The following is a 22,414-nucleotide window of genomic DNA, read 5'->3' as shown; positions in this document are numbered from 1 at the left end:
GTACTTTGTTGTTTTGCTGATTCTGAGTCTTCCACGACACAATCGAGTCAAACTTGTTAGGAGTCCTGCTTCGCCCCTTTGGATGACCAAGAGCAATGCTAACGACACCCTTTTACTATTTTGGCACTACATGAGCGATAAAAGAGGGTGTGTTCATAGCACGATTTGTTCGGCTGTCAACACAATTCCTCTGGAAATTACCGCTACAACGTAGTTTTATTTTAAATTAAGTTTGTTTTTGGTTATTGCTTAGAGATAGGCGCTGCCACAATATGTGGTACAGTGCTTCTGGCACTGATGCACGTAGCGATCGCCCTAGTCTATTTTTTTTTTGAGCCGCTACTAGACAGCTCTGTTGCGGACAAATATAGGCAGAACGCCCCATGCCCTCATCTAATTGTACCTGTCCTGAAGGAAACACGCGGACAATTCGCCAGAACTCTTGTTTTAATCCTACTTGCCGGCAGCTCATACAACGCCGATAATTTGGTTTCATAACTGAGTCGTCTTGAAAAAAGTCGCCCTGAGTGCTACTTTTGAGTCACTTGAAATGACTCTACGCAAGCAAAGGTTCTCCTACGGGCAAAAAACACCTCTAGCCAAAAAGCTCCTCCTTGCTCGGGATTGAGTACTGGGGAAGTGCTGATTGCTTTACTCTTCGTCGTCATTATTATTGTCTTCAAAAATTTCCTCCTCCAACAATTCTTCTTGATTTTCATCATCGAATTCCTCTTCGTCTAAGTCATCTACTTCTGGTGTATATTTTGCTCTTGCAGCTGCAAACTTAGCATCTTCTCCTGCGTAATCATACTTAGCTTTATCTTTGATATCAATTTTCCAACCTGTCAGGCGAGCAGCTAAACGGACATTTTGTCCTTCTTTACCGATCGCCAGACTCAATTGGTCTTCTGCTACCAGTACATGAGTTTGTCTGGTTTCGGGATCCATCAGCCGAACTTCATCTACCCGTGCGGGGCTAAGAGCATTGGCAATGTAGGTTGCAGGGTCTGGAGACCAGCGAATCACATCTATTTTTTCGCCGCGCAATTCGTTGACTACCACTTGAATCCGCGATCCCCGTGCTCCAATACAAGCACCAACTGGATCTACATCGCGATCAAGAGTGTCTACAGCAATTTTAGTCCGAGGTCCGACATGACGGGAAGGGGGATTTGCCTCTCGGGCAACAGCCACAATCCGCACGACTTCATCCTCGATTTCTGGCACTTCGTTAGCGAACAAATAAACCACCAAACCAGCATCGGCTCGAGATACCAGCAACTGCGGTCCCCGTTGCTGACCTTGAGAAACTTTTTTGAGATAGACCTTAAAGGTAGCATTTGCCCGATAATTATCATTAGGCAATTGTTCGCGCTTGGGCAATTCGGCTTCCACTTCCGGCTGACCAAAGCTACTGCTGACCGCCATAATCACCGATTGTCTTTCAAATCGCAAAACTCTTGCTTGTAAAACTGTTCCTTCTAAGTCCTGGAACTCTTCTTGCACCATCTGGCGCTGTTGATCCCGGAGTTTTTGCGCCAAGACTTGCTTGGTTTGCATCGCCGCCATCCGACCAAATTCCCCTTGATCCGGGGTGACATCCAGCACAACTTCCTGTCCTAATTGCGCTTCGTCTCCTCCCATGTCCTGAACTTGTTGCAGAGCAATTTCATGGTCAGAGTTGCTGACTTCTTCAACTATTGTTTTGGTAGCAACAACGCGAAAACCTTCATCATCAACGTCTAGTTGGACATCAAAATTGTCAAAGTAATCTTCATCGAACTGTTTTCGCTCTAAGTTTTGGGCACGACGATAACGTTCGTAACCTTTAAGTAGTGCTTCTCTTATAGCTGATTGAACTGCAATACGAGGTAAATTACGCTCGCGACTTATATTTTCGATTAAATCTTTTAATCCGGGTAGAGTAACCATTGACATAAGCAATCTCCTTATAGCGCTATGCAAAATATGATCAGCTTTTAGCTGTTAGCAGTCATGAGTCATGAGTCATGGGTCATTAGGAACCATAAAAGACAAATGACATACACACCCCTAGGGGGATTTCCCGTAGGGTAGGACAAATCACGAAGAACAAAAAGCTAATAGTTAGTAGCTGATAGCTCTTTTATCGCCGCTCATCCAGCTGCACTCTGGTAATCAAGGAGCGAGGGATTTGGACGACACGACCTTTTTGGTTTAAATAAACTGCTGTCTCATCCCGGCGAATCAACTGACCATTCCACTCTTGCTGTCCTTCGTAGGGTGGCGAAGTCTGGACAATCACAGAAAATCCCTTGAAGGAAATAAACTCTCGGTCGGTTGTCAGTTGTCGCGAAATACCAGGACTGGACACTTCCAACACATAAGCATCTGGAATAATTTCCGTCGCATCTAAGGTAGCTTCTAAAGCACGGCTCATTCTTTCGCAGTCATCCAACCCAGTGTCCTGTTGAGGATTGCGAATGTCTACCCGTAAAATTGGCGGACGTTGGTTCGTGTGAAAAACCACGCCAACAACTTCTAATCCCAGTTCTTCTGCCACTGGGGTCGCCAATTCAATAATTTGTGGGACGAGAGGGTGAGTCATGCGGCTATTCCAACAAAAAAAGTGGGCTATTACCCACTTCCTGCGATAAAGATATCTTCCAAGAAGTCTACAGACGAACTTGTATAAGTTCGCCTTTGATCTAAGTTTAGCGCATTTTTTTTGGACCGAGAAGCAAAAACCGATTTTTAATCAATAGGTTGTAACTCTTTATTCTACACCTTAAAATCACGGGATAGCTGGTAGCCCCGCATTCTTAAATCGGGGCTCAAAACTGACACGAGCAATTTTAATTGCCGTGTTATAGCAGTGATGAGATACATAGATAGCAATATCTAGGAAGCAAATGCTTAAACTGCAATGTTTTTTCCAGAATCCACGGTTGAAAGTACACTGGATAATTTCTGGATAAAGAATCAGGAAAGTTTTCATGTAGGGATTTGTCCCAAGGACGGAGCTGTTCTTTTTGGAGACATGAAAGCGTCGATTTAAACCGCGAGAGTAGTAAGCGAGTCTGAACCCCCGTGTCCTGATGAGCCAGTCCTGAAGGAGGGTTTCCCGACAGCAGGGAACTGGCGTTGCCCGGTAGAGCGGTTCTCCTTTAAGCTGGAAAAGGTTAGCCAGATAGCTATTTTGTGCAAACAAAATCCAGCAAAAAGCTAATCCCAACTTAAGCGCCAGAATCCCCCAAATAAAATTTGGGGGTGTGGCTCAATTTTTCATCCCCAAAACAGTGCTCTCGCTTATTCCCGCAGCAGGAAACGATCACTAGTCTCGAAAAGTAACAATCAGCTTCCTTCTCTACGCACCAGTGCAGCAGAGTTTTTGTCTTGCACAGGCTGAACTGACGGCTGTCTTCGTAGCTGCTTGGTTTGTTCCAGAACTTTCCACACATCCTCTTGTGACAGGCGTTGGACGTAGTTGAGCTTAACTTCCTCTAAAAAGTCAATAAGTAAATTCTGAATTTCTGAGAGGACGTGTTTTTTCTGCATTTCTGTTCCCAAGGCTTCGCTAAAGCGTTCCAAGAGTTGACTCGAAAGTTTGGCTCCAACTGGGTCCTCTGTTGCGCTCTTGATCGCACTGTAAAGATTAGCCGTGATTTGGGTTGCCAGTTGCTCGCTCAGCTGAGTTTGCATCACCTCCACCCCCGGTAAGGAGTGCAGGTTGCGATACATGGGAGCGCCTCTCAACGCGCTTTCGATATTATGGCGCAAAATAGCAGCTATTTCGGGTTGGATTTTTGGCAGCACTTGGTAAACAATTGTTTTTACCAAAATAGATCCAATTGCTTCTACTTCATTAATATTATTGATATCTATGTAGGAACGCAGGTTTTCATTTTGTGACAGCCAATGTTTTAGCTCACCTCGTTGAATAGACCCCTGAACCTGGTTAATAACCCGCACTACGACAATTTCTGTAATTTCTTCGGCAAAATTCGCGACAATTCCTTGATGAATTTGCTGCCGTAGTGGATGGAGATTTAATAAACGTGCGTGGTCGAGGCGAATTAATACAGGTATAACTCGTAAATATCGCCAAAATGGTAGCACCAAAAACAAGTCGTACCAACGCCACAAAATCGCATTTGACCAGCTAAAACCAGGGTGCTGACGTTTGATATAGAAGCTACGTGCCAGTAACTCTACAGCAAATAAAATCACAAATGGTAAGTCAATTATCCAAAACTTATCAATGAATTCACCATTTTCTCCAATACTTCGGTAGTAGTTGGTGATAATTAAAGGACGAATTGTTTTGTTAAAAAAATTAATTTCTTGGTTCCACCCACGTTTTGATAAATACGCCTGACTCCAGAACGTGGAAAAGGCTTGCTTGGAAGATTTTACGCCTATGCGATCGCGCATCCGATTTTTGATTTTTTCCAAGGTACCACTTTTATCAACCGCCGCAAACGGGTTACTGTCAATCATCTCACCACTAAGACGGCTGAGTTCCTCTAGTTTTTCTGTCACCTGAGGCGATCGCAACCCTGTTTGACTCACCTGTTCTGTCAGTGCGTCTACTGTTGCTAGATAGTTTTCCGTTTCTCGATGAGGTTCAATCCCTTTAATTGGGTCGTAGAGCTGAGTCAATTGGGGCAGATTTCGTATGTAAAAATTTCGCCAAGGAACATAACTTAAATCAAATAAAACTAAGCCTAAATTAACCGAGGCAATTATTGCCATCAATCGCTCAAACCATAAGTTACGTTGCGTTAAAGGTTTTACGTTAGCCATTGGCTTTTAAATAAGTAAAGTAGAGATTTTGAATACAATATCTCTAAATTACGTGGTTTTAGGTCTTGCCAACCTATACCTGCTGTTTTAAAATAATATATTTATATATAGATGACAAAATTTATTAAATATGGTATCACAGCCAACTAACTAGAACGCCTACTTCTACACCAGAGGCGTTACCTACAGTGACTCCTACTTCCACACGTGGAACATCACCGACAGCAACGCCTACACCAACACCAACAAGATAATGAACTGCCTTAACTCAACTGGCTTGGGCTAGGTTCTTCTAAAGGTCTACCCTTGGGAGTAGGTAAAATTGGGCGGCGGTCATCGTAAGGCATGGGAATGTATTGTACGCTGGGGCGTCCGCCTTGTGGTTGTGGGTATAAATCCATGAGGTCGTAAATAACACGGGGCAGTCCGACTGTTATGGGCAGCCCTATTTCCGTTGCTTCTTCAACGGTGATTGGGTAATCGTGAGTCACGCGCCCAGTTGTTAGGGCATCGATAATATTTTCGATGTTTTCTGGCTGGACTTTTTGTGTGGGTACTGTATCTTTCAACAGAGTCCGCACAAAGCGCTGTACTTGGTCGATCGCTTTACGCGATAGATCTGCCATAATCAAAGTCTGGTCGTCAACTTCGCCAATGGGCTTCTGTTCAACAACTTTAATGATGCTGGCTGCTGGGAAGTTACCGAGTTGCGGATCAACCGGTCCAAGAACAGCGTTGGCATCCATGACAATTTCATCGGACGCTAGGGCAAGCATTGTGCCGCCACTCATCGCGTAGTGGGGTACAAAAACAGTGACTTTGGAGGGATGGCGAATTAATGCTCTAGCTATTTGTTCTGTTGCTAAGACTAAACCACCGGGAGTATGCAAAATTAAGTCAATTGGAACATCTGGCGGAGTGAGGCGAATTGCCCGCAGAATCTGTTCTGAGTCTTCAATGGTGATGTAACGTGATACGGGAATTCCCAGAAAGCTGATAGACTCTTGGCGGTGAATGAGCAAAATCACCCGGCTTTTACGTTGCTGCTGAAATTCCTGTAGAGAACGCACGCGCCGGTACTCTATCTGACGTTTCTGCCACAGCGGTTGCAGGGAAGAAAGAAGGAGGAAAACCCAAAATAAATCACCTATACCGAAGCCCATATGCTATTCAAAATTAAAATTAATATGCCTAACTTAGGTAAACCTCCTATCTGCTTGCTTTAGTAAAAGCATGTCAGCTAAGGATAGATTGCCAAAATTAGGATGACCGTCCTTATTGTTTCAATTCTTAGAAAATATTGAGTCTATCTAGAGAGTTAGAAGGATTGAACCGCAGAGGCATTAAGGGCGCAAAGGATGTGTCGAGTGGCGGATATTTTTTTAAGTAATCATCAATACATAAATATTAGATGCATTGCCTCAATTAGGGCTGGCATCGCCAAATTTTGATAGTATCGTCATCGCTGCCGGTGACAATAGTCTGCCCATCTGGACTAAAGGCAACGGATCTGACATAGTTGGAATGACCGCAAAGAGTGCAGATTTCTGTGCCTGTACTTATCTGCCAGATTTTGATAGTTTTATCCCAACTACCGCTTGCAAGAAGCTGCCCATTCGGGCTAAAGGCAACTGAACACACTGCCTCGGAATGACCTATGAAGGTACGAATTTCTTCTCCTGTAGTCACTTGCCAAAGCTTGATTGTCCTATCAGCACTGCTACTAGCCAAAAGTTGTCCATTAGGACTGAAGGCTACGGAGTGAACGAAAAAGGAATGACCTGTGAAGGTGCGAATTTCTCTGCCTGTATTCACTTGCCAAAGCTTAATTGTGCTGTCAGCGCTTCCACTAGCCAAAAGTTGCCCATCCGGACTAAAGGCTACTGACCATACTGAGTCCGAATGACCTGTGAAGGTGCGAATTTCTCTGCCTGTATTCACTTGCCATAGCTTAACTGTGCTGTCAGCACTGCCACTCGCTAAGATCCACTCTAGTCCTACAGAAGCTTTGCTCGATGGTGGCAATCTCCGCAGGTCAGTTTCTTGTTCTTGATCCGAGGGGTTTGGGGATATTGGACTAAAGGCTACGGAATTAATCCAGTTACCATGACTAGTTAGTGTGCGGATTTCTCTTCCTGTACTGACGTCCCACAGTTTGATGGTTTCATCCCAGCTTGCACTAGCAAGCAAGTTTCCGTCTGGGCTAAAGGCGACGGCATAAACAATGTTGGAATGACCAGAAAACCAACGACCAAGGGTACGCAGTTGTTTACCAGTTTCTAATTGCCAGAGTTTGATTGTGTTGTCATTGCTACCACTAGCTAGAGTCTGCCCATCCAAGCTAATAGCAACGGCAAGAACCATGCTGGAATGACCTCTAAGGGTACGTACGCATTGCCACCTTTGAGAAGTCACAACAGATGGTGTGAGTGATTGCGGGTTGGGGTGTGGGAAGTGCTGAGTTGGGAGTGGTGATTGGGGTGTTATCACCTGTGTGGGGGGAACCTCATCGATCTCACCATCCAATAAATCCAGCCACTCCTGTACGGACTGGGGGCGGAGATCAGCTTGCAAATCCATCCCCCTCATAATTGCTTGATTGACTGTGTCGCTGATATTAGGATTGAAGTGTTTCGGTGGTTCTAGGGGAATGTTGCGGCGTCGTCTGTCATCAGCATTCCTTGGGATTAATCCGGTAATTAAAGTATACAAGGTAGCAGCTAGCGCATATACATCAATGTATTCTCCCCGTGGTGCTTCCAAGTCATACTGTTCTGGGGGAGCAAAACCAGGAGTGCGATACACTGTATGTCTTTGGATAACATTGGGGATAAATTCTCTGGCAATACCAAAGTCAATGAGCACAGCTTCTGATTTGCCAGCGCGAATCATGATGTTACGCGGTTTAATATCCCGATGCAGCAAGCCTTTAGAGTGAATGACCTTCAAAGCGTCGCCAATTTGCCGGATATACAAAAGCGCTTCAACTTCTGATAACACCCCCATACGCCGAAGGCGGTTGCCTAAGTCTTCACCTTCGATGTACTCTATTACCATGCAAGGCAAATTTCCTTCATCAAAAATGTTTTCTATCTGCACTATATGAGGATGGCGACACACGGCAAGCCGAACAGCTTCATCGCGGAAGTCTTGCTTTAATTTGGTTTGATGAGGTTTCCAGGTAGAGTGATTGAGGATGTCTTCTCTAAGGGTTTTAATCACCCGCAGTTCATCCCGTTCATTTCTGGCAAGATAGGTGATACCAATTCCACCTTCGCCTAGTTTTCTTTCGATGATGTAACGTCCCCCAAATAACGGCTGTCCTGGATTCCAGACCATTAGATTAATTGCTAAATTATGCTATTTATTTTGCCACGGTATGAAAGCTGGGTCAGAGGCGAGTAGGCAATAGGGACAAGATAGGAAAGTGGGCTTTATGACTTTTTCTCTTCCCCTTGTCCCCAAGGCTATTTGTCACTTTATCCCCTTATTTTATTCTCCCACTGCCAACAGTCGTCTTACTCAACTCAACAAACAGCCGACTAGCAAGTTGGTAGCATCTTAAAATTGGTTGAACAAATCAACTTTAAGACTAGCTATGTTTTAATTATCAAACTGAGGGATAAAGTACATAAAAAAGTTCTAATTAGCAAAAGTCAAAGGTTGTAGGCTGAGGAATACATAATTCTTCAAACTAATGACTAGAAAGATGCCTTGATTAATTTAATAATTAAGGATAATTTGCTAGTCATCTAATTTTTTCAAAAATGTTAGGATAGAATCCGGAATCCTACCATGTTATTTTGTAACTACCTATATTCCTATGTAAAGTAAGATTCACCCTCAGCCCATCCATGCAACGGGTCATGCATGACTTCAATTATTTGCTCCTTGTACTTTTATTTTCACATGATCTGGGGTTATGTTAAAAAATTTGAAATTGAAACAAAAATTTACACTCTTGCTACTCGTAATTCTTGTAGTAGGTTTAAGCTTAAGTGGATTAGTTCTTTCTGCTTTGCTGAGGCAGAACGCTACAAATGAAATTGCCTCAAGAGCTTTAACACTCATCGACACAATGACTTCTCTACGTCAGTACACACTTACCCAAATCTATCCAGAACTCTCTGATAAACTGGAAGAGAAGTTTCTGCCCCAAGTTGTATCCGCATACTCAGCACGAGAAGTTTTTGAAATTCTACGAAAAAAACCAGAATATCGGGACTTCTTTTATAAAGAAGCAGCAACAAATCCTACAAATCTTCGGGATAAAGCTGATAGTTTTGAAGCAAACATTTTAGAGCGTTTTATAAAAGAAAAAGATTTAAAACAGGTGAGTGGATTTCGCTCACTTCCTGGTGGCGACATATTTTACATTGCACGTCCACTAACAATTAGCCAACCAATGTGTCTTCAGTGTCATACTACTCCTGAAGCCGCGCCGAAAACTATGATTGACCGTTTCGGCGCAGTTGGTGGCTTCGGGTGGAAGTTGAATCAAATTGTCGCTGCTCAAATCATTTCATTACCAGCAAGCAAAGTCATTGAAAAAGCCCATCAATCTTCTTTATTAATAGTAGGACTTGTGTCTACTGTTTTTATAGCAATAATCCTTTTAGTCAACGTCTTTTTGAATCGACAAGTTATTATTCCTCTCAAGCGGATAACTCGTATAGCCGAGGAAGTTAGCACGGGGCATATGGATGTTGATTTTGATCAGATGTCTAATGATGAAATTGGTAATCTTGCCAAAGCTTTCAAACGGATGAAGTTAAGTTTAGAAATGGCAATGAAAAGAATCAGACGTACTCACGGAGGAAATACAGGAGGAGCAGCAGGAAATTAAGCTTTAAATAAGAAGAACGCAGAACACAGAACACAGATTGTAATTGGCTAGGGATGGGTGCTCCTAGCGATTTTGTTGAGCACCAATTCCTAGATTTTGGTCGGAGGCTTAAACTCTTCTACTCTTGATTGAGTTCGTACAAACGTCATACCGCTAACTACAATTTCCGGGTTGAGAATTCTCCTAAAAAAGACAACTGTGTTCTGAGTTCTTTCTTGTTAATATGTATGAACGCAACTTGGTATGACTCATGAAAACAAGCGTTTTCTAAATTCAAAAGCTGCTGCTGCATCGGCAATTTCTGCTGCCAAAAATTCAACAAATTGGTAGGGTGAGACGTGAGGAGTTTCAGCCAGTGTCTCTTCTACAACCAGACTTGCTATAGGTCCGATGTAGTAAGCTAGCTCTTGCTGACAACGTTGTATGAAAGCTGGATTGAGTGAGGATTGTTGTGGTTGTGTTTGTGGTTTAATTTCAGGAGTTTGCTGCTTTTGAGATGAACTTATAGGCGAACTCACTATTGTTTCTGGATCTTGGTTGTGTGAGTAGCCTCTGGCTCCAGCCTGAGATGGATTTGCGATCACAGTCGTAGGTAAATCAAGTATTGTTGATTGTGGTATAACTTGAGGCTGTCCAAGACGCTGTAATTCCGCGAGAACTTGCTTCGAGGATTGGTATCGCTGCTTTGGCGTATCGGCTAGCAATTTATCGAGTACTTGAGCAAAATCATTGCTGACATTAGTGTAAAAATGCCATCTCCACTCTAAAGAGTACTGATCCATGAGGAACGATGGATCTCTACCTGTGAGCAGTACCACTGCAGTCACACCTAGAGCATAAAGGTCGCTACTTGGAGAACACAATCCTAAGCTAATTTGCTCGCGGGGAGCATATCCCACTTTGCCCACAAGTGACATTTTGCCAACAAAAGTCATGTGGTAGGCATTGCTACCTTCGTTAAGGTCAGCTATCTGCTTTCCGACACCGAAATCAATCAGCACCGGCAAATTTTTGCCCTCAGGCAACATGATGTTGTCAGGAGAAATATCTCGATGGATAATGTTGTGCTGGTGAACATATTCCAACACAGGCAACAGATTCTTTAGCCACTGTATAACTTCGCCTTCCGAAAAAGCTCGTCCCTGGTTTTGCCGTTCTCGCAACAGGGCTGAATATGTTTTACCATCAACAAATTCTTGTACTAAAAACAGCCGACCATCTCCTTCAAAGCAAGCCAAGAAACGAGGAATCTGAGGATGTTCCAAGTGGTGGAGAATTTTTGCCTCTCTTTTAAACAAGTTGCGACATTTTTCTAGAGCATTCTCCCCTGATCCAGTGGGTGCAAATTCTTTGAGGACGCATGCTTCATTGAAGCGACGAGTATCAAACGCCAAGTATGTTCTTCCCAGTCCTCCGTGTCCCAACAGTTGTTGAATGATATAACGATTATCAATCATCGTTCCCGAGGCAATTTCTGGTTTGATTAAAAAAGACTGAGACATAACATTGCACTCCTAACTATCCTAACTATTTCGTTTATCAATAATTTTGAGGTTTTTAAGGTAAAAACTTTATTAGGTAAAAACTTTAATAGGCTTATAGAGCCTAGATTTTCTATCATAACTATATAACAATCCCAATATTTGCTTAGTAGTAGACTGTTACAAAATAGACCATCTCTTCCTTACGACTTTATTCATCGTCACGCCAACCTCTTGAGAATCTAATGACTTATCAGTAGAATTTACAAAAAAAACGCAAAGAAATGATGAACATTTATCAAGTGGCATTAGTTAACCGCTTGTCCACCAACCTTCTGTTGATTGGCAGATTGTTGATTGAGTAAGACGGCGGGTGTTTTCTTGACCTGCGCCTCAAGAGGTGTGACTTTTTCCACTAATTTAATGAACTGCTCGTAGTTAGGTACTTTTGCTAGAGGGACATAACCAGCGTCTGCTGTAATATCTCCAGGCGCTTGGCTCATCGCTTTTTGAATTTGCTGCTGTTGATTGCGCTCTATGGACGGTGCCAAGATAACAACTGCAGGAGGAATCCATCGGCTCGTGTGTAAAATTCTAAACTTGGTTGTACTAAACTCTCGCTGATAAAGCTCAAAATCTGTTTCCGATAATGCGCCAGCATCAACGCTACCGTCAGCGAGCCACTGTAGTACTGTTTTTGGAGTGGGAGCAAAACGGATTTGAGCAAGGGTTAAACCGTACAAATCGTACAAAGGAACATAATAGCCAGCAGCAGAACCAGCTGCTCCTAAAGCAACGGTTTTATTAGCTAGGTCTGCTATTGTTTTTATTGGTTTATCATCTCGGACTATAAGCAAAGAGCGTTGTCTACCACTGCTTGCCTCCATAGAGAACAGAGGAGTGTAGAGTTCTTTGCCGAGGGCAATTGCTGCTAAACCCGGAGGCGCAAAAACAATGTCCCAATTTTTGTGCTGAATTTGCTCTAGAGCTTGCAATTCATTGTAGGCTGGTTCGAGTTCTACAATCGACTGAGTTTGTTTTGCTATGTAGTCTTTGAAGCGCTCGTACTTGTCTAGAGAAATCGCTCCTTCGCCGTAACTTACCACACCTATAGTCAATTTTTCCGATCTAATGTCTTCTTTTTCGTCACTACATCCAGTTCCTAGTAACCCAATAAGTACTAGGAACTGGATGAGCAAAATACGTCGTAGAATAATGGTTTTCATTCTTCAAAGATAATTTAAGATAATTTATCAAACTAAAGACATTTTGATTATCGCTATTTCAAGTACTTAATCTGCTAATTCCGGAAAAAAATTAATTTTTCAGATATATTTTGTTGCTATTTGAAAATATTAGTTGACGAACCTGCATTGTTTCTGAACATCATTAGAAACAAACGCTAATCAACCAATTTAATGACTAGTACCGCAAGGCGGAAGTCACGCATTCAAAAGTCAAAAGTCAAAAGTATTATAGAATGGGCTTTTTAGGGATTTTAAATGGTGAACCAGCGCTGCAGGAGGGTTTCCCTCCGTAGGCGACTGGTGAACCCGAAGGGTTGCCCTATTTACGCCGTGACGTACTAGTGATTTGGACAAGCCATGCTTGTCACTCTTGAATCTTATTTAGAACAGAATAGTCAAGGTTAAACCCTTGGACTTAATCTTGAAAAAGATGTCCATCTTTGGGTAGCCCTTGAGACTCGGTATATTTAGAAGTACCAGTAGGCTGGGAAGTTTGCTCTGTTAAACAGGAAATCGTACAAAAAGAAGGAAAAGACTAAAGTTTAAAGGATGATCTCGTGCAACTGGAACGCTCGAGGGCGAGGCGATCGCGCAAAGCGATGCCCCTTCGGGGCATCGCTATTAGGCTATTTATAAACCAACGTGATTGTTAACCATCAGGTTGCCGACTAAGTTTTCAACTATCTAAGACGCTGTAGCGACAAAGATATACTGGAAATGACAACAAATTATTTGTTATTTGACATAAATTAATGGGCGATACTGGATTTGAACCAGTGACCCCTTCCGTGTGAAGGAAGTGCGCTACCACTGTGCTAATCGCCCAATTCTATTTAATATAACACATAAGAGCGGTAAATTCCAAAGTACAAAAAGCCAATGAAGACATAGGTGTTCTGTGGAGATGTCTGTTGCACAGCCTTTTTGCATAAGGCGCAGAGGGAAAAAATACGGTCAGGGGTTTGAATGGTTATGTCTTGTGTTGACGAACACGAAAAACCGCTATGATATTAAGTTTCAAGGGACGTAGCGCACGTTTTTGTCCACCAATGTTTGTTTAGCATAGAAACAGTGTCAACAACCCGAGTCTGAAGATACGCTTGCTTAAGCGCCTAGGTTTACAGACCATAGTTGACCAGACGCGCGTACCTTGAGTGCTACGTTATTGGCAAGAGTTAAAGTCCTACCAAGCAAGGAGAGTGCTAGTTCCTTGCTCTAGAACCAAAGGATTAAACAGATTTATTGGGTTAAGTCAGTGTCTTTTGGAAAGTACCGACCAATAACATTGTCGTTCGCGTAGCGTCTCCCCTTGGGAGAAGCTAACTTTACTCCCGAAAGGGAAGGCTCGAATGAGCAAAACCGTTATGCGTACAGGGTGAACGATTTGAAATGGTAACTGTCCCATTGAAAGTACATTACAAAAGTACACCGAATCCAGTAACCCCAAGGCGGTAATGGAACAAGGCGACTAAAGGAGCCAGTGCGGTGGGCGGCTCTGCCGACTTGTAGCATCTGGCGTTCGCTTGAGTCGTATTTCCTCTCAGGTCACGCATACACGCTCGTTTCCATACTTCCCACGAGGTTTTATGACAAAGCCTTGGTATTGGCGATCGCTCCCCTTAAAAAATCGTACTGGCTCTGATGTTTTTGCAGCCTTATTTCGCCATACCTCTACCTGTTTGCCTAAAATTGCCACTTTGTTAGAAAGTCCCCACGCAACATTTGACCGTCCCCAATTAGCTCGATATTCTATCTGTGCAGGCGTTCCTCGGATCGTCGATGGAGTTGTGCAAATGTGGACACCACCACTTGGACAAGTTTTACCGTTTCTGGAACAGTTGCTACAAACGAGAACACACGGAGACGCTCGGACGCCGGAACCCCGAGAAATTCCTCCTCACCTTCCCTTCACTGGTGGTTGGCTGGGTTGGCTAGGTTACGACATTGCATGGGAAATTGAACAGCTAGCGCGTTCCAAATATGATACTCTCCCGTTTCCAGTTGCTTTTTGGTACGAACCCGATTGTTTTACCATCTTAGATCACTGGGAGCAAATTCTCTGGCTAGCCGCCAGTGATTTTGCACAATTGGATGAGTTGGAGAACAAGTTGCAACACCAACAGGACAAAGAGAAAATCTTTCCCCCACTCCCCCCCTCATCCCCCCCACCTCCCCATTTCTGGACTTCTCAACAGGAGTATGAAACTGGGGTAAAGCGTGCCAAAAAATACATTCAGGCTGGAGACATCTTTCAGGCGAATCTTTCACTGCGGTTTGAAGCACAGACTGCTGCTTCTGGTTGGGAAATTTATGGTGCTTTGCAGCAGATAAATCCTTCTCCTTTTGCAAGCTATTGGCAAACCCCTTGGGGAGAGGTTATGAGCTGTTCTCCAGAAAGGTTGGTGCAATTACAAAGATGTCCAGACGGGAAATTGCACGTCTCGACAAGACCGATCGCTGGGACGCGATCGCGTGGGATCACTCCAAACCGCGATCAAGAACTAGCACAAGATTTACTGTGCAGCACCAAAGAACGCGCTGAACATATTATGCTAGTTGACTTGGAACGCAACGATTTAGGGCGAGTGTGCGAATGGGGAAGTGTTGCTGTTGACGAATTGCTAACAATTGAGCGTTACAGCCACGTTATGCACCTTGTCAGCAACATCAAAGGTAGCTTAAAATCTGATTGCAACGCCGTTGACTTGATTCGCGCCATGTTCCCTGGTGGCACGATCACAGGTTGCCCTAAAGTCCGCTGCATGGAAATTATTGAAGAACTAGAACCGATGCGGCGTAGTTTGTTCTATGGTTCCTGCGGCTATTTAGATTGGCGGGGTAACTTAGACTTAAATATCTTGATCCGCACCCTGCTATTATCTCCCTCTACAGGAGGAGACAGGGGGGATAAGGTAGACTTGGGGACAAGGAAGACAATAACGAATTCTCCTGTGTTTCCCCATCTCACGACTCCCCACACCCGTACGGGCGCAACGCCTTGCTCTCCTACAATCCCCACTTCCTACTCCCTACTTAACACCGTTTGGGGACAGGTTGGAGCAGGTATTGTTGCAGATAGCGATCCCGAGAGAGAATGGTATGAGTCTTTGCACAAAGCGCAGGCACAACTTAAGGCACTGGCAATGGTTATGAGTCAACAGTGCATCAGTCCTGAATCCTGAGTTTGTAGTTCAGAGTTATTAACTGATGACTCTTGATTTGGGGTTTTTTAGGATTTTCAGTCAAGATTTTGGCGAAATGTGTCCATTATCGTCAAAATTTTTCTATTCAACTGCAAAAATATTTATACTCATCCCTCGATATTAAATGAACTCAGACAACTCGGAAACTTACATAAATCATCCAACTTGGGGTTTGCTCTATAGGATTTGTATGGTAGATGAGAACCAAGAGTTGTTCACAACACTGTATGCCCAACGCTTATTCTTTTTAGTAGCAAGCGACGTCAAAGGTATGAAGTTTCAGCCTATTGGACGTACTGAGGCTAGAATGATGCTGGAAAATCGCTTGCGTAATTTGCGCCGTACAGGACAATCTCAGGAGTACGATCAGCTTCAGAGTGTTTTCCAACGCACCTTCCAATGAGCAGTTCGATTAACGAACGTATTATCGCCCTTCGTTCCTCCCTACCAGATTCAGTCCGGTTAATTGCTGTCACCAAGCAAGTATCCTCCGAAGTCATGCGCTGCGCTTATGCTGCAGGAATTCGGGATTTTGGCGAGAGTCGCATCCAAGAAGCAGCTAGCAAACAGGCTCAGTTGCAAGACTTATCAGATTTGACGTGGCACTTTATTGGACATTTGCAAAGCAATAAAGCCAAAAAAGTCATTGAACAATTCCAGTGGATTCACTCTGTAGATAATTTGAAGCTCGCCCAACGCTTAAACCAATTGGCGCAACAGCTACAAGTGAGCCCTCAGGTTTGTCTGCAAGTCAAAATACTGAGCGATCCTAACAAGTCGGGTTGGAGCATATCACAACTCTTAGCTGACTTAAGCGCCCTAAATGAATGCAAAAATTTACAAATTCAGGGCTTAATGACAATTCCACCTTTGGGATTGAATGATTCAGAGACTCTAAATGTGTTCAATCGCACCCATGAACTCGCAAAAGAGATCCAAGAACAAAACTGGTCTAACATTCAAATGCAACACCTTTCAATGGGAATGTCAGGGGATTATAAACTGGCAGTGCAAGCGGGTGCAACAATGGTGAGATTAGGAACCATCTTGTTTGGAGAGCGTTTGCTCGTTTAGCGAGGCAAACAGAGAAGTTTAGAAGTTCAAAAGTAATATAAGTTACAAAAATTACTGAAATTTTGAACTTCTAAACTCCTTATAAAATTTTGTCGAGAAAAATTTCCTAACATACTGGTTCAATCGGTCACAAAGGATATAGTATTGACAAAAGCAAAAGGAAACAGAATATTCACAGGAAAGCACTTCCCCAAGTCAACTGGTTAAGATATAATCTTGACTCATTGTTGCCTATAAAACATATACAGGTCTTACCACGAGCGTTTGTTCAAACGAAAACCTGTAGTAGATAGTACAAACAGCCAGAAAATAGCTGAATTGTCTGGTATGAGCAGGGGTAAAAATTAATTGAATCAGTTTTTGCCATATTGGTTAAAGTGATTGGCACTAGGAGCGCAAACCATGAACAATATATTTTCTAAACTGAGAGACTTCGTAGGTCTAAATGAGCAAGTAGAATACGAATATTATGAAGAAGAACCAGATACAGAAAATTACCAAAATCTGTATCAGGAACAAAATGCCCAACCAGCACAGCAAGAAGCTGCTGCTCAAAATCGACGGTGGCGCGAACCCATGAATACAATGGGAGATGTAAGTGCAACGGGATCAAAACCGATGAGTAATGTTATTGGTATGCCAGGAGCAATAAATGGGATCTCTGAAGTATTGGTGCTAGAACCACGCACCTTTGAAGAAATGCCCCAAGCAATTCAAGCATTGCGAGAGCGGAAGTCAGTAGTATTAAATTTGACAATAATGGATCCGGATCAAGCACAACGTGCCGTAGATTTTGTAGCAGGTGGCACTTACGCACTTGATGGACACCAAGAACGGATTGGCGAAAGCATCTTTTTGTTTACACCAAGCTGCGTGCAAGTTAGCACTCAGTCAGGAGTTCTTCATGAAGTACCTCAACCTACAGTTCGTCCTACACGTTCCACAGGACCAAACCCAGCCTGGGGAAATGATGGTAACAGAATGGCACAATAAATATAAATTAGTGATAAGTCAAGAGTCAAGAGTCTAAAGTCCAAAGACATTGACTCTTGACTTTTGAATTTTGAACGCCAGTCGCCGCCCAGTTGGAAACCCTCCTGCATAGCGCTGTCTCCTCTTGAGTTATGACTTATGAGTAATGACTACTAAATTTGGCTTGATTGGTGGCGGGGTAATGGGAGAAGCGCTCTTATCCCGCCTTATTGCTCGGAAAATTTACCAACCATCAGAAGTCCTAGTTAGTGAACCGCAAACCTCACGCCAAAGTTTTCTGGAAGACGAATACGGTGTAGGGATCACAGCGGATAATCGTCTGGTTTTCACACCAACAACGGAAGTCGTGTTTTTGGCAGTGAAACCTCAGGTGTTTAGTGCGATCGCTCAAGAATTGGCAGATGTCATCGCTATCGATTCAAAGCCACTGATAATATCCATATTAGCAGGTGTGACTTTGAGTCAGTTAGAGGCGACTTTTGGACACTTACCAGTGATTCGGGCAATGCCCAATACACCAGCAACTGTAGGGGCAGGGATAACTGCGATATCTCCAGGTGCTTATACCAAACCAAGTCACCAGGAAACTGCAAAGCAACTTTTTTCAGCGGTGGGAGAAGTAGTGGAAGTTTCAGAAAGCTTAATGGATGCGGTGACAGGATTATCAGGATCAGGTCCCGCTTACGTAGCACTGCTTGTGGAAGCGCTTGCTGATGGAGGAGTCGCAGCAGGGTTACCTAGGGCTATAGCCAATCAACTCGCCTTGCAAACTGTACTAGGAACAGCAAAGCTTTTACATGAAACCAAATTACACCCAGCAGAACTTAAAGATCGCGTCACCAGTCCAGGCGGTACGACAATTGCTGGGATTGCTCAACTAGAAAGAGCAGGGTTTCGCTCAGCTTTAATAGAAGCAGTCAAAGCAGCAACAGCCCGCTCCCAAGAATTGGGAAAGTGAGAAATTGGTGACTAGCGACTAGGGATTAGCTGTTTAATGAATGCTGAAATTTTTTGATGCGTAATGATTATTACCGAATCCCAAATCCCGAATCGCTAATAACTAATAACTAATAACTAAGTTGACAAAAGAGTCGCTAATATAGTAATCAGTTTTGGTTGCAAATGTGATTGAGTGAATTACCCTGCGCTGTCTCCAGAACTTGACCCAAGTTCTGTATTTCCTTTTCAACTGGATCAGTTCCAGAAAGATGCGATCGCTTCGCTGAATGCTGGAAGTTCCGTAGTGGTGTGTGCGCCCACCGGGTCGGGCAAAACATTAGTGGGGGAATACGCCATATATCGCGCCCTGTCGCGAAGAAAGAGAGTATTTTACACCACTCCCCTAAAGGCGCTCTCCAATCAGAAACTACGTGACTTTCGCGAAAAATTTGGCTTTGACCATGTTGGACTGTTAACTGGAGATGCCTCCATTAACCGAGATGCACCGATTCTGGTGATGACCACAGAAATTTTCCGTAATATGCTCTATGGCACACCGATAGGGCAAATCGGCATTTCATTAGTAGATGTTGACGCGGTGGTGCTAGATGAGTGCCATTACATGAACGACCGTCAACGGGGAACAGTTTGGGAAGAATCGATCATCTATTGTCCCCGTGAAATTCAACTTGTCGCCCTCTCAGCAACTGTTGCTAATAGTGATGAACTGACCGACTGGTTAAATCAAGTTCACGGTCCTACCGACCTCATATACTCCGATCATCGCCCAGTGCCTTTGGAGTTTCACTTTGGCAATGTCAAAGGGTTATTTCCTCTGCTCAATGATGACAAAACCCAAATCAACCATCGTCTGTTGAAAAAGAGGAAAAAAGGAGAAAAAAGCAAAGCTCATGTAAAAGCCGAGGCCCCCAGTATTATTCAGGTTTTGAGCCAGCTACAAGAACGGGATATGCTCCCTGCAATTTACTTCATCTTCAGCCGCCGGGGATGTGATAAATCCGTGGCGGATGTTGGTGATTTTCGGTTGGTGAATAACGAAGAGGCGCAGCAGTTGCGTCGGCAAATTGATGAATTTTTAACCCGCAATCCTGAAGCAGGACGTTCTGGACAGATTGCACCCTTGTACCGGGGAATAGCAGCACACCATGCTGGAATTTTACCTGCGTGGAAAGTGCTGGTCGAAGAACTCTTTCAGCAAGGGTTAATTAAAGTCGTGTTTGCCACGGAAACCTTGGCAGCTGGAATTAATATGCCAGCCAGGACAACAGTCATTTCCACCCTTTCCAAGCGTACCGATACCGGTCATCGCCTGTTAAATGCTTCCGAATTTCTGCAAATGGCGGGAAGGGCTGGTCGTAGGGGGATGGATGAACGGGGTCATGTGGTGACGCTGCAAACCCCCTTTGAAGGGGCGAAAGAAGCGGCGTATTTGGCAACATCCAAAGCAGACCCTCTAGTCAGCCAGTTTACACCAAGTTACGGCATGGTGCTAAACTTACTGCAAACCCACACCTTGGAACAAGCTAGGGAACTGATAGAACGCAGCTTTGGACAGTACTTGGCAACCTTGCACTTAAGACCGCAGTTCGAGTATGTAGCCCATTTGCAAACACAACTCGCCCAGCTTCAAGCGCAAATCGCTGCCATTGATGAAGGAGAACTGGCTGTTTATGAGAAATTGCGGCAACGCCTGCGAGTCGAACGCCAGCTATTGAAAACACTGCAAGAGCAGGCGCAGGATGCCCGACAAGAGGAATTGGGCATGATGTTAGACTTTGCAGTGTCGGGAACGCTTTTGAGCCTCAAGAGTAAAAACTTCACAATGCCTGCACCCATAACAGCGGTGTTAGTGGGGAAAACGCCAGCTTCTGCTCAAACTTGTTACCTGGTATGCTTAGGGCGAGATAACCGGTGGTATGTCACGACAGCCGCTGATGTCATGGATTTGTATGCAGAACTGCCGCGAATTGACCTGCCAGAGCAGCTGCTACCACCACCAGAGATGCCCTTAAAACGGGGACAGTCGCTTCCTGGTAACAAGGAAACAGCAGCAATCGCCCAACAGATTCCCGATCCCACGGAAGCTGCATATATGGCTCCAGAAGTCGCAGAACAACTCAGTCGCGTTGTTGCTGTGCAAGAGCAATTAGAAGCTCATCCCCTGCATCAATCAGGCAACGCTAGCAATATTTTCAAACGCAGAACACAGGTTGCTGAACTTGAAGCCGAAATTCAACAGATGCAGGCACAAGTAGAGCAGCAGTCGCAGCGCAATTGGGAAGAGTTTCTCAATTTAATTGAAATTTTGCAGCACTTTGAATGCCTAGATAACTTAGTTCCCACGCGACTAGGGCAAATTGCTGCAGCGATTCGGGGAGAGAATGAATTGTGGTTGGGCTTAGTATTTGCCAGTGGAGAATTGGATAACCTAGATCCACACCATTTAGCAGCTGCGATCGCGGCTTTGGTAACAGAAACTCCACGTCCAGATAGCATGGTTCGCTTTGATCTTAGTGAGGAAGTGCTAGAAGGTTTGTCACGATTGCGGGGAATTCGCCGCAAGATGTTTCAGTACCAACGTCGTTATAATGTGGCTTTACCGATATGGTTGGAGTTTGAGTTAATTGCCCTAGTAGAACAGTGGGCGCTGGGTATGGAGTGGGTAGAACTTTGCGAAAATACCAGTTTGGATGAAGGTGATGTGGTGCGAATTTTACGACGAACGCTAGATTTACTATCGCAAATTCCTCACGTACCGCATTTATCAAACTCCTTACAGCGCAATGCCCATCGCGCTATGCAGCTGATTGATAGGTTCCCAGTTAATGAAGTGGTGGAATAAGTTAGGAGTTAGGAGTTGGGAGTTTTAAGTCCTGAGTCCTAAGTCCTAAATACTAAATTTTCATTTCAAAGTTACAGTTATTGCGGCAAGGGAAACAGCTTAATACACCAAGTTTCCAGTGTTACGCAGCTGGCGTAAAGAGTTTATACAAGCTGGACAGTCGCAGCCAAACTTGGCGATCGCAGCATCACTTTCTTCTTCAGTAAATTCTACCGAAGCAATATTCTTAGCAGCCTGCCCTGTAGTCACCGTTGATCCACCAGGTGTAGAAGGAGATTGTTGCTTCCTCTCTGAATCCCGGATGCAGACTAACTTGTTGGCAGCATGGGGGCTAGCTATACACGTCTGACCATTTGTGTGGATTAATCCCTGTCCCTGGGTAGCAGCAGCGTGTGCGGGATGAATGGCTGCCAAAGTAGACATCAGCGATACAAAAATAGAGGAACTAGACAGCAAGTTAAGTATAAGTTTTCTGTTCATGGGTTTCCTTCGTGTCCTTAGCAATTTTACCTGACCGCTAAGATAATCTAATTCACTGTTACAGGTCAAGAGACTTTTTATCAGGAATACCAACAATTCTTCTTATTTTTTCAACCCAATAAACCTTTCCTTGGATAGCACAAAGCAAGCTAAATTTTCTTCCTACACTCTTGTCAAATTAAAGTTAAAAGAATGAGAATAATAACCAGAAATTTTTGCTTTTTATCTTGAGCGCGACTAGAGTCATGAGATAAGCTGTTTGAGTTGTGTGCCAACTTTCAGACAATAGGGTAGACAGCAAAGCGAGTCTTGGGGGCTAGGCGTTCCCAAGGAGTCCACGAATGAATTGGGGAGGCAGTGCTTTAGGATTCACCTTCGTGCATGCTCCCCTGCCGTGGGGTTCAAACCCCGACTCTTCACCCAGCCAGCTGAATTCATGCAGCAATTCTGACCAGAAAGAAAAAGGTACAAGCCCCTAAATTTATTTATGGAAAAAGAAAAAA

At 43.9% G+C, this 22,414-nt stretch carries 17 protein-coding genes and 1 tRNA gene; 7 read left to right on the top strand and 11 right to left on the bottom strand.

The features are described from left to right. Window positions 1-226 precede the first annotated feature (226 nt). From AACT52_RS17670 to AACT52_RS17645, 6 genes are all read right to left on the bottom strand, one after another. Window positions 227-496, bottom strand: coding sequence for a YlxR family protein (locus AACT52_RS17670; protein WP_073632737.1), 270 nt, complete (start codon window positions 494-496; stop codon window positions 227-229). Window positions 497-651: 155 nt separating this feature from the next. Then, window positions 652-1,932 carry a transcription termination factor NusA gene (gene nusA, locus AACT52_RS17665; protein WP_073632834.1) on the bottom strand — a complete coding sequence of 427 codons (1,281 nt, stop codon included), beginning with the start codon at window positions 1,930-1,932 and terminating at the stop codon, window positions 652-654. A 193-nt stretch (window positions 1,933-2,125) separates the two neighbouring features. Beyond that, window positions 2,126-2,587 carry a ribosome maturation factor RimP gene (rimP, locus tag AACT52_RS17660; RefSeq protein WP_073632735.1) on the bottom strand — a complete coding sequence of 154 codons (462 nt, stop codon included), beginning with the start codon at window positions 2,585-2,587 and terminating at the stop codon, window positions 2,126-2,128. 746 nt (window positions 2,588-3,333) lie between these two features. Then, window positions 3,334-4,785 (bottom strand): hypothetical protein, encoded by a 1,452-nt coding sequence (locus AACT52_RS17655; RefSeq protein WP_198940952.1) that lies wholly within the window; start codon window positions 4,783-4,785, stop codon window positions 3,334-3,336. Window positions 4,786-5,048: 263 nt separating this feature from the next. Further along, window positions 5,049-5,948 (bottom strand): SDH family Clp fold serine proteinase, encoded by a 900-nt coding sequence (locus AACT52_RS17650; protein WP_073632733.1) that lies wholly within the window; start codon window positions 5,946-5,948, stop codon window positions 5,049-5,051. A 262-nt stretch (window positions 5,949-6,210) separates the two neighbouring features. After that, the gene (locus tag AACT52_RS17645; RefSeq protein WP_073632731.1) at window positions 6,211-8,124 is read right to left on the bottom strand and encodes a serine/threonine-protein kinase; all 1,914 of its coding nucleotides are present in this window, start codon (window positions 8,122-8,124) and stop codon (window positions 6,211-6,213) included. A 583-nt stretch (window positions 8,125-8,707) separates the two neighbouring features. Between AACT52_RS17645 and AACT52_RS17635 the strand changes: the two genes are divergently transcribed. After that, window positions 8,708-9,631: a Tll0287-like domain-containing protein gene (locus AACT52_RS17635; protein ID WP_073632729.1), complete on the top strand. Its 924-nt coding sequence runs from the start codon at window positions 8,708-8,710 to the stop codon at window positions 9,629-9,631. A 248-nt stretch (window positions 9,632-9,879) separates the two neighbouring features. Here the strand turns inward: AACT52_RS17635 and AACT52_RS17630 are convergent, their stop codons facing one another. The 4 genes from AACT52_RS17630 to AACT52_RS17615 form a co-directional block, all read right to left on the bottom strand. Further along, complete coding sequence (locus tag AACT52_RS17630) at window positions 9,880-11,133, bottom strand: serine/threonine-protein kinase (RefSeq protein ID WP_073632727.1); 1,254 nt, start codon at window positions 11,131-11,133, stop codon at window positions 9,880-9,882. Window positions 11,134-11,420: 287 nt separating this feature from the next. Continuing rightward, window positions 11,421-12,338 (bottom strand): phosphate/phosphite/phosphonate ABC transporter substrate-binding protein, encoded by a 918-nt coding sequence (locus AACT52_RS17625; RefSeq protein WP_073632725.1) that lies wholly within the window; start codon window positions 12,336-12,338, stop codon window positions 11,421-11,423. A gap of 774 nt (window positions 12,339-13,112) precedes the next feature. Next, a tRNA-Val gene (locus AACT52_RS17620) sits at window positions 13,113-13,184 on the bottom strand. 590 nt (window positions 13,185-13,774) lie between these two features. Next, window positions 13,775-13,912 (bottom strand): hypothetical protein, encoded by a 138-nt coding sequence (locus AACT52_RS17615; RefSeq protein ID WP_158054685.1) that lies wholly within the window; start codon window positions 13,910-13,912, stop codon window positions 13,775-13,777. Window positions 13,913-13,945: 33 nt separating this feature from the next. Here AACT52_RS17615 and AACT52_RS17610 point away from each other — a divergent pair, with 33 nt between their 5' ends. The 6 genes from AACT52_RS17610 (at window position 13,946) to AACT52_RS17585 (ending at window position 21,431) form a co-directional block, all read left to right on the top strand. Further along, entirely contained in the window at window positions 13,946-15,541 is a 1,596-nt protein-coding gene (locus AACT52_RS17610) for an anthranilate synthase component I (RefSeq protein WP_073632723.1), read from the top strand. A gap of 145 nt (window positions 15,542-15,686) precedes the next feature. Then, complete coding sequence (gene pipX / locus AACT52_RS17605; protein ID WP_073632721.1) at window positions 15,687-15,965, top strand: transcriptional coactivator PipX; 279 nt, start codon at window positions 15,687-15,689, stop codon at window positions 15,963-15,965. Beyond that, a complete protein-coding gene (locus AACT52_RS17600; RefSeq protein ID WP_073632719.1) occupies window positions 15,962-16,636 on the top strand; it encodes a YggS family pyridoxal phosphate-dependent enzyme in 675 nt (224 codons plus the stop codon). Before pipX ends, AACT52_RS17600 begins: the two co-directional genes overlap by 4 nt. A 402-nt stretch (window positions 16,637-17,038) precedes the next feature. Further along, the gene (locus AACT52_RS17595) at window positions 17,039-17,629 is read left to right on the top strand and encodes a cell division protein SepF (RefSeq protein ID WP_073632717.1); all 591 of its coding nucleotides are present in this window, start codon (window positions 17,039-17,041) and stop codon (window positions 17,627-17,629) included. A 145-nt stretch (window positions 17,630-17,774) separates the two neighbouring features. After that, window positions 17,775-18,587: a pyrroline-5-carboxylate reductase gene (proC, locus tag AACT52_RS17590; protein ID WP_073632715.1), complete on the top strand. Its 813-nt coding sequence runs from the start codon at window positions 17,775-17,777 to the stop codon at window positions 18,585-18,587. A 174-nt stretch (window positions 18,588-18,761) separates the two neighbouring features. After that, on the top strand, window positions 18,762-21,431 hold the full coding sequence (locus tag AACT52_RS17585) for a DEAD/DEAH box helicase (protein ID WP_073632713.1): 2,670 nt from the start codon (window positions 18,762-18,764) through the stop codon (window positions 21,429-21,431). Window positions 21,432-21,530: 99 nt separating this feature from the next. Here AACT52_RS17585 and AACT52_RS17580 read toward each other — a convergent pair whose 3' ends face one another. Beyond that, a complete protein-coding gene (locus AACT52_RS17580) occupies window positions 21,531-21,911 on the bottom strand; it encodes a hypothetical protein (RefSeq protein WP_073632711.1) in 381 nt (126 codons plus the stop codon). Between the last annotated feature and the right edge of the window lie 503 nt (window positions 21,912-22,414).

Source organism: Scytonema sp. HK-05 (assembly GCF_963872035.1).
In the GTDB taxonomy this organism is placed as follows: domain Bacteria; phylum Cyanobacteriota; class Cyanobacteriia; order Cyanobacteriales; family Nostocaceae; genus Kalymmatonema.
This window is presented reverse-complemented; position numbering and strand designations above follow the sequence as displayed.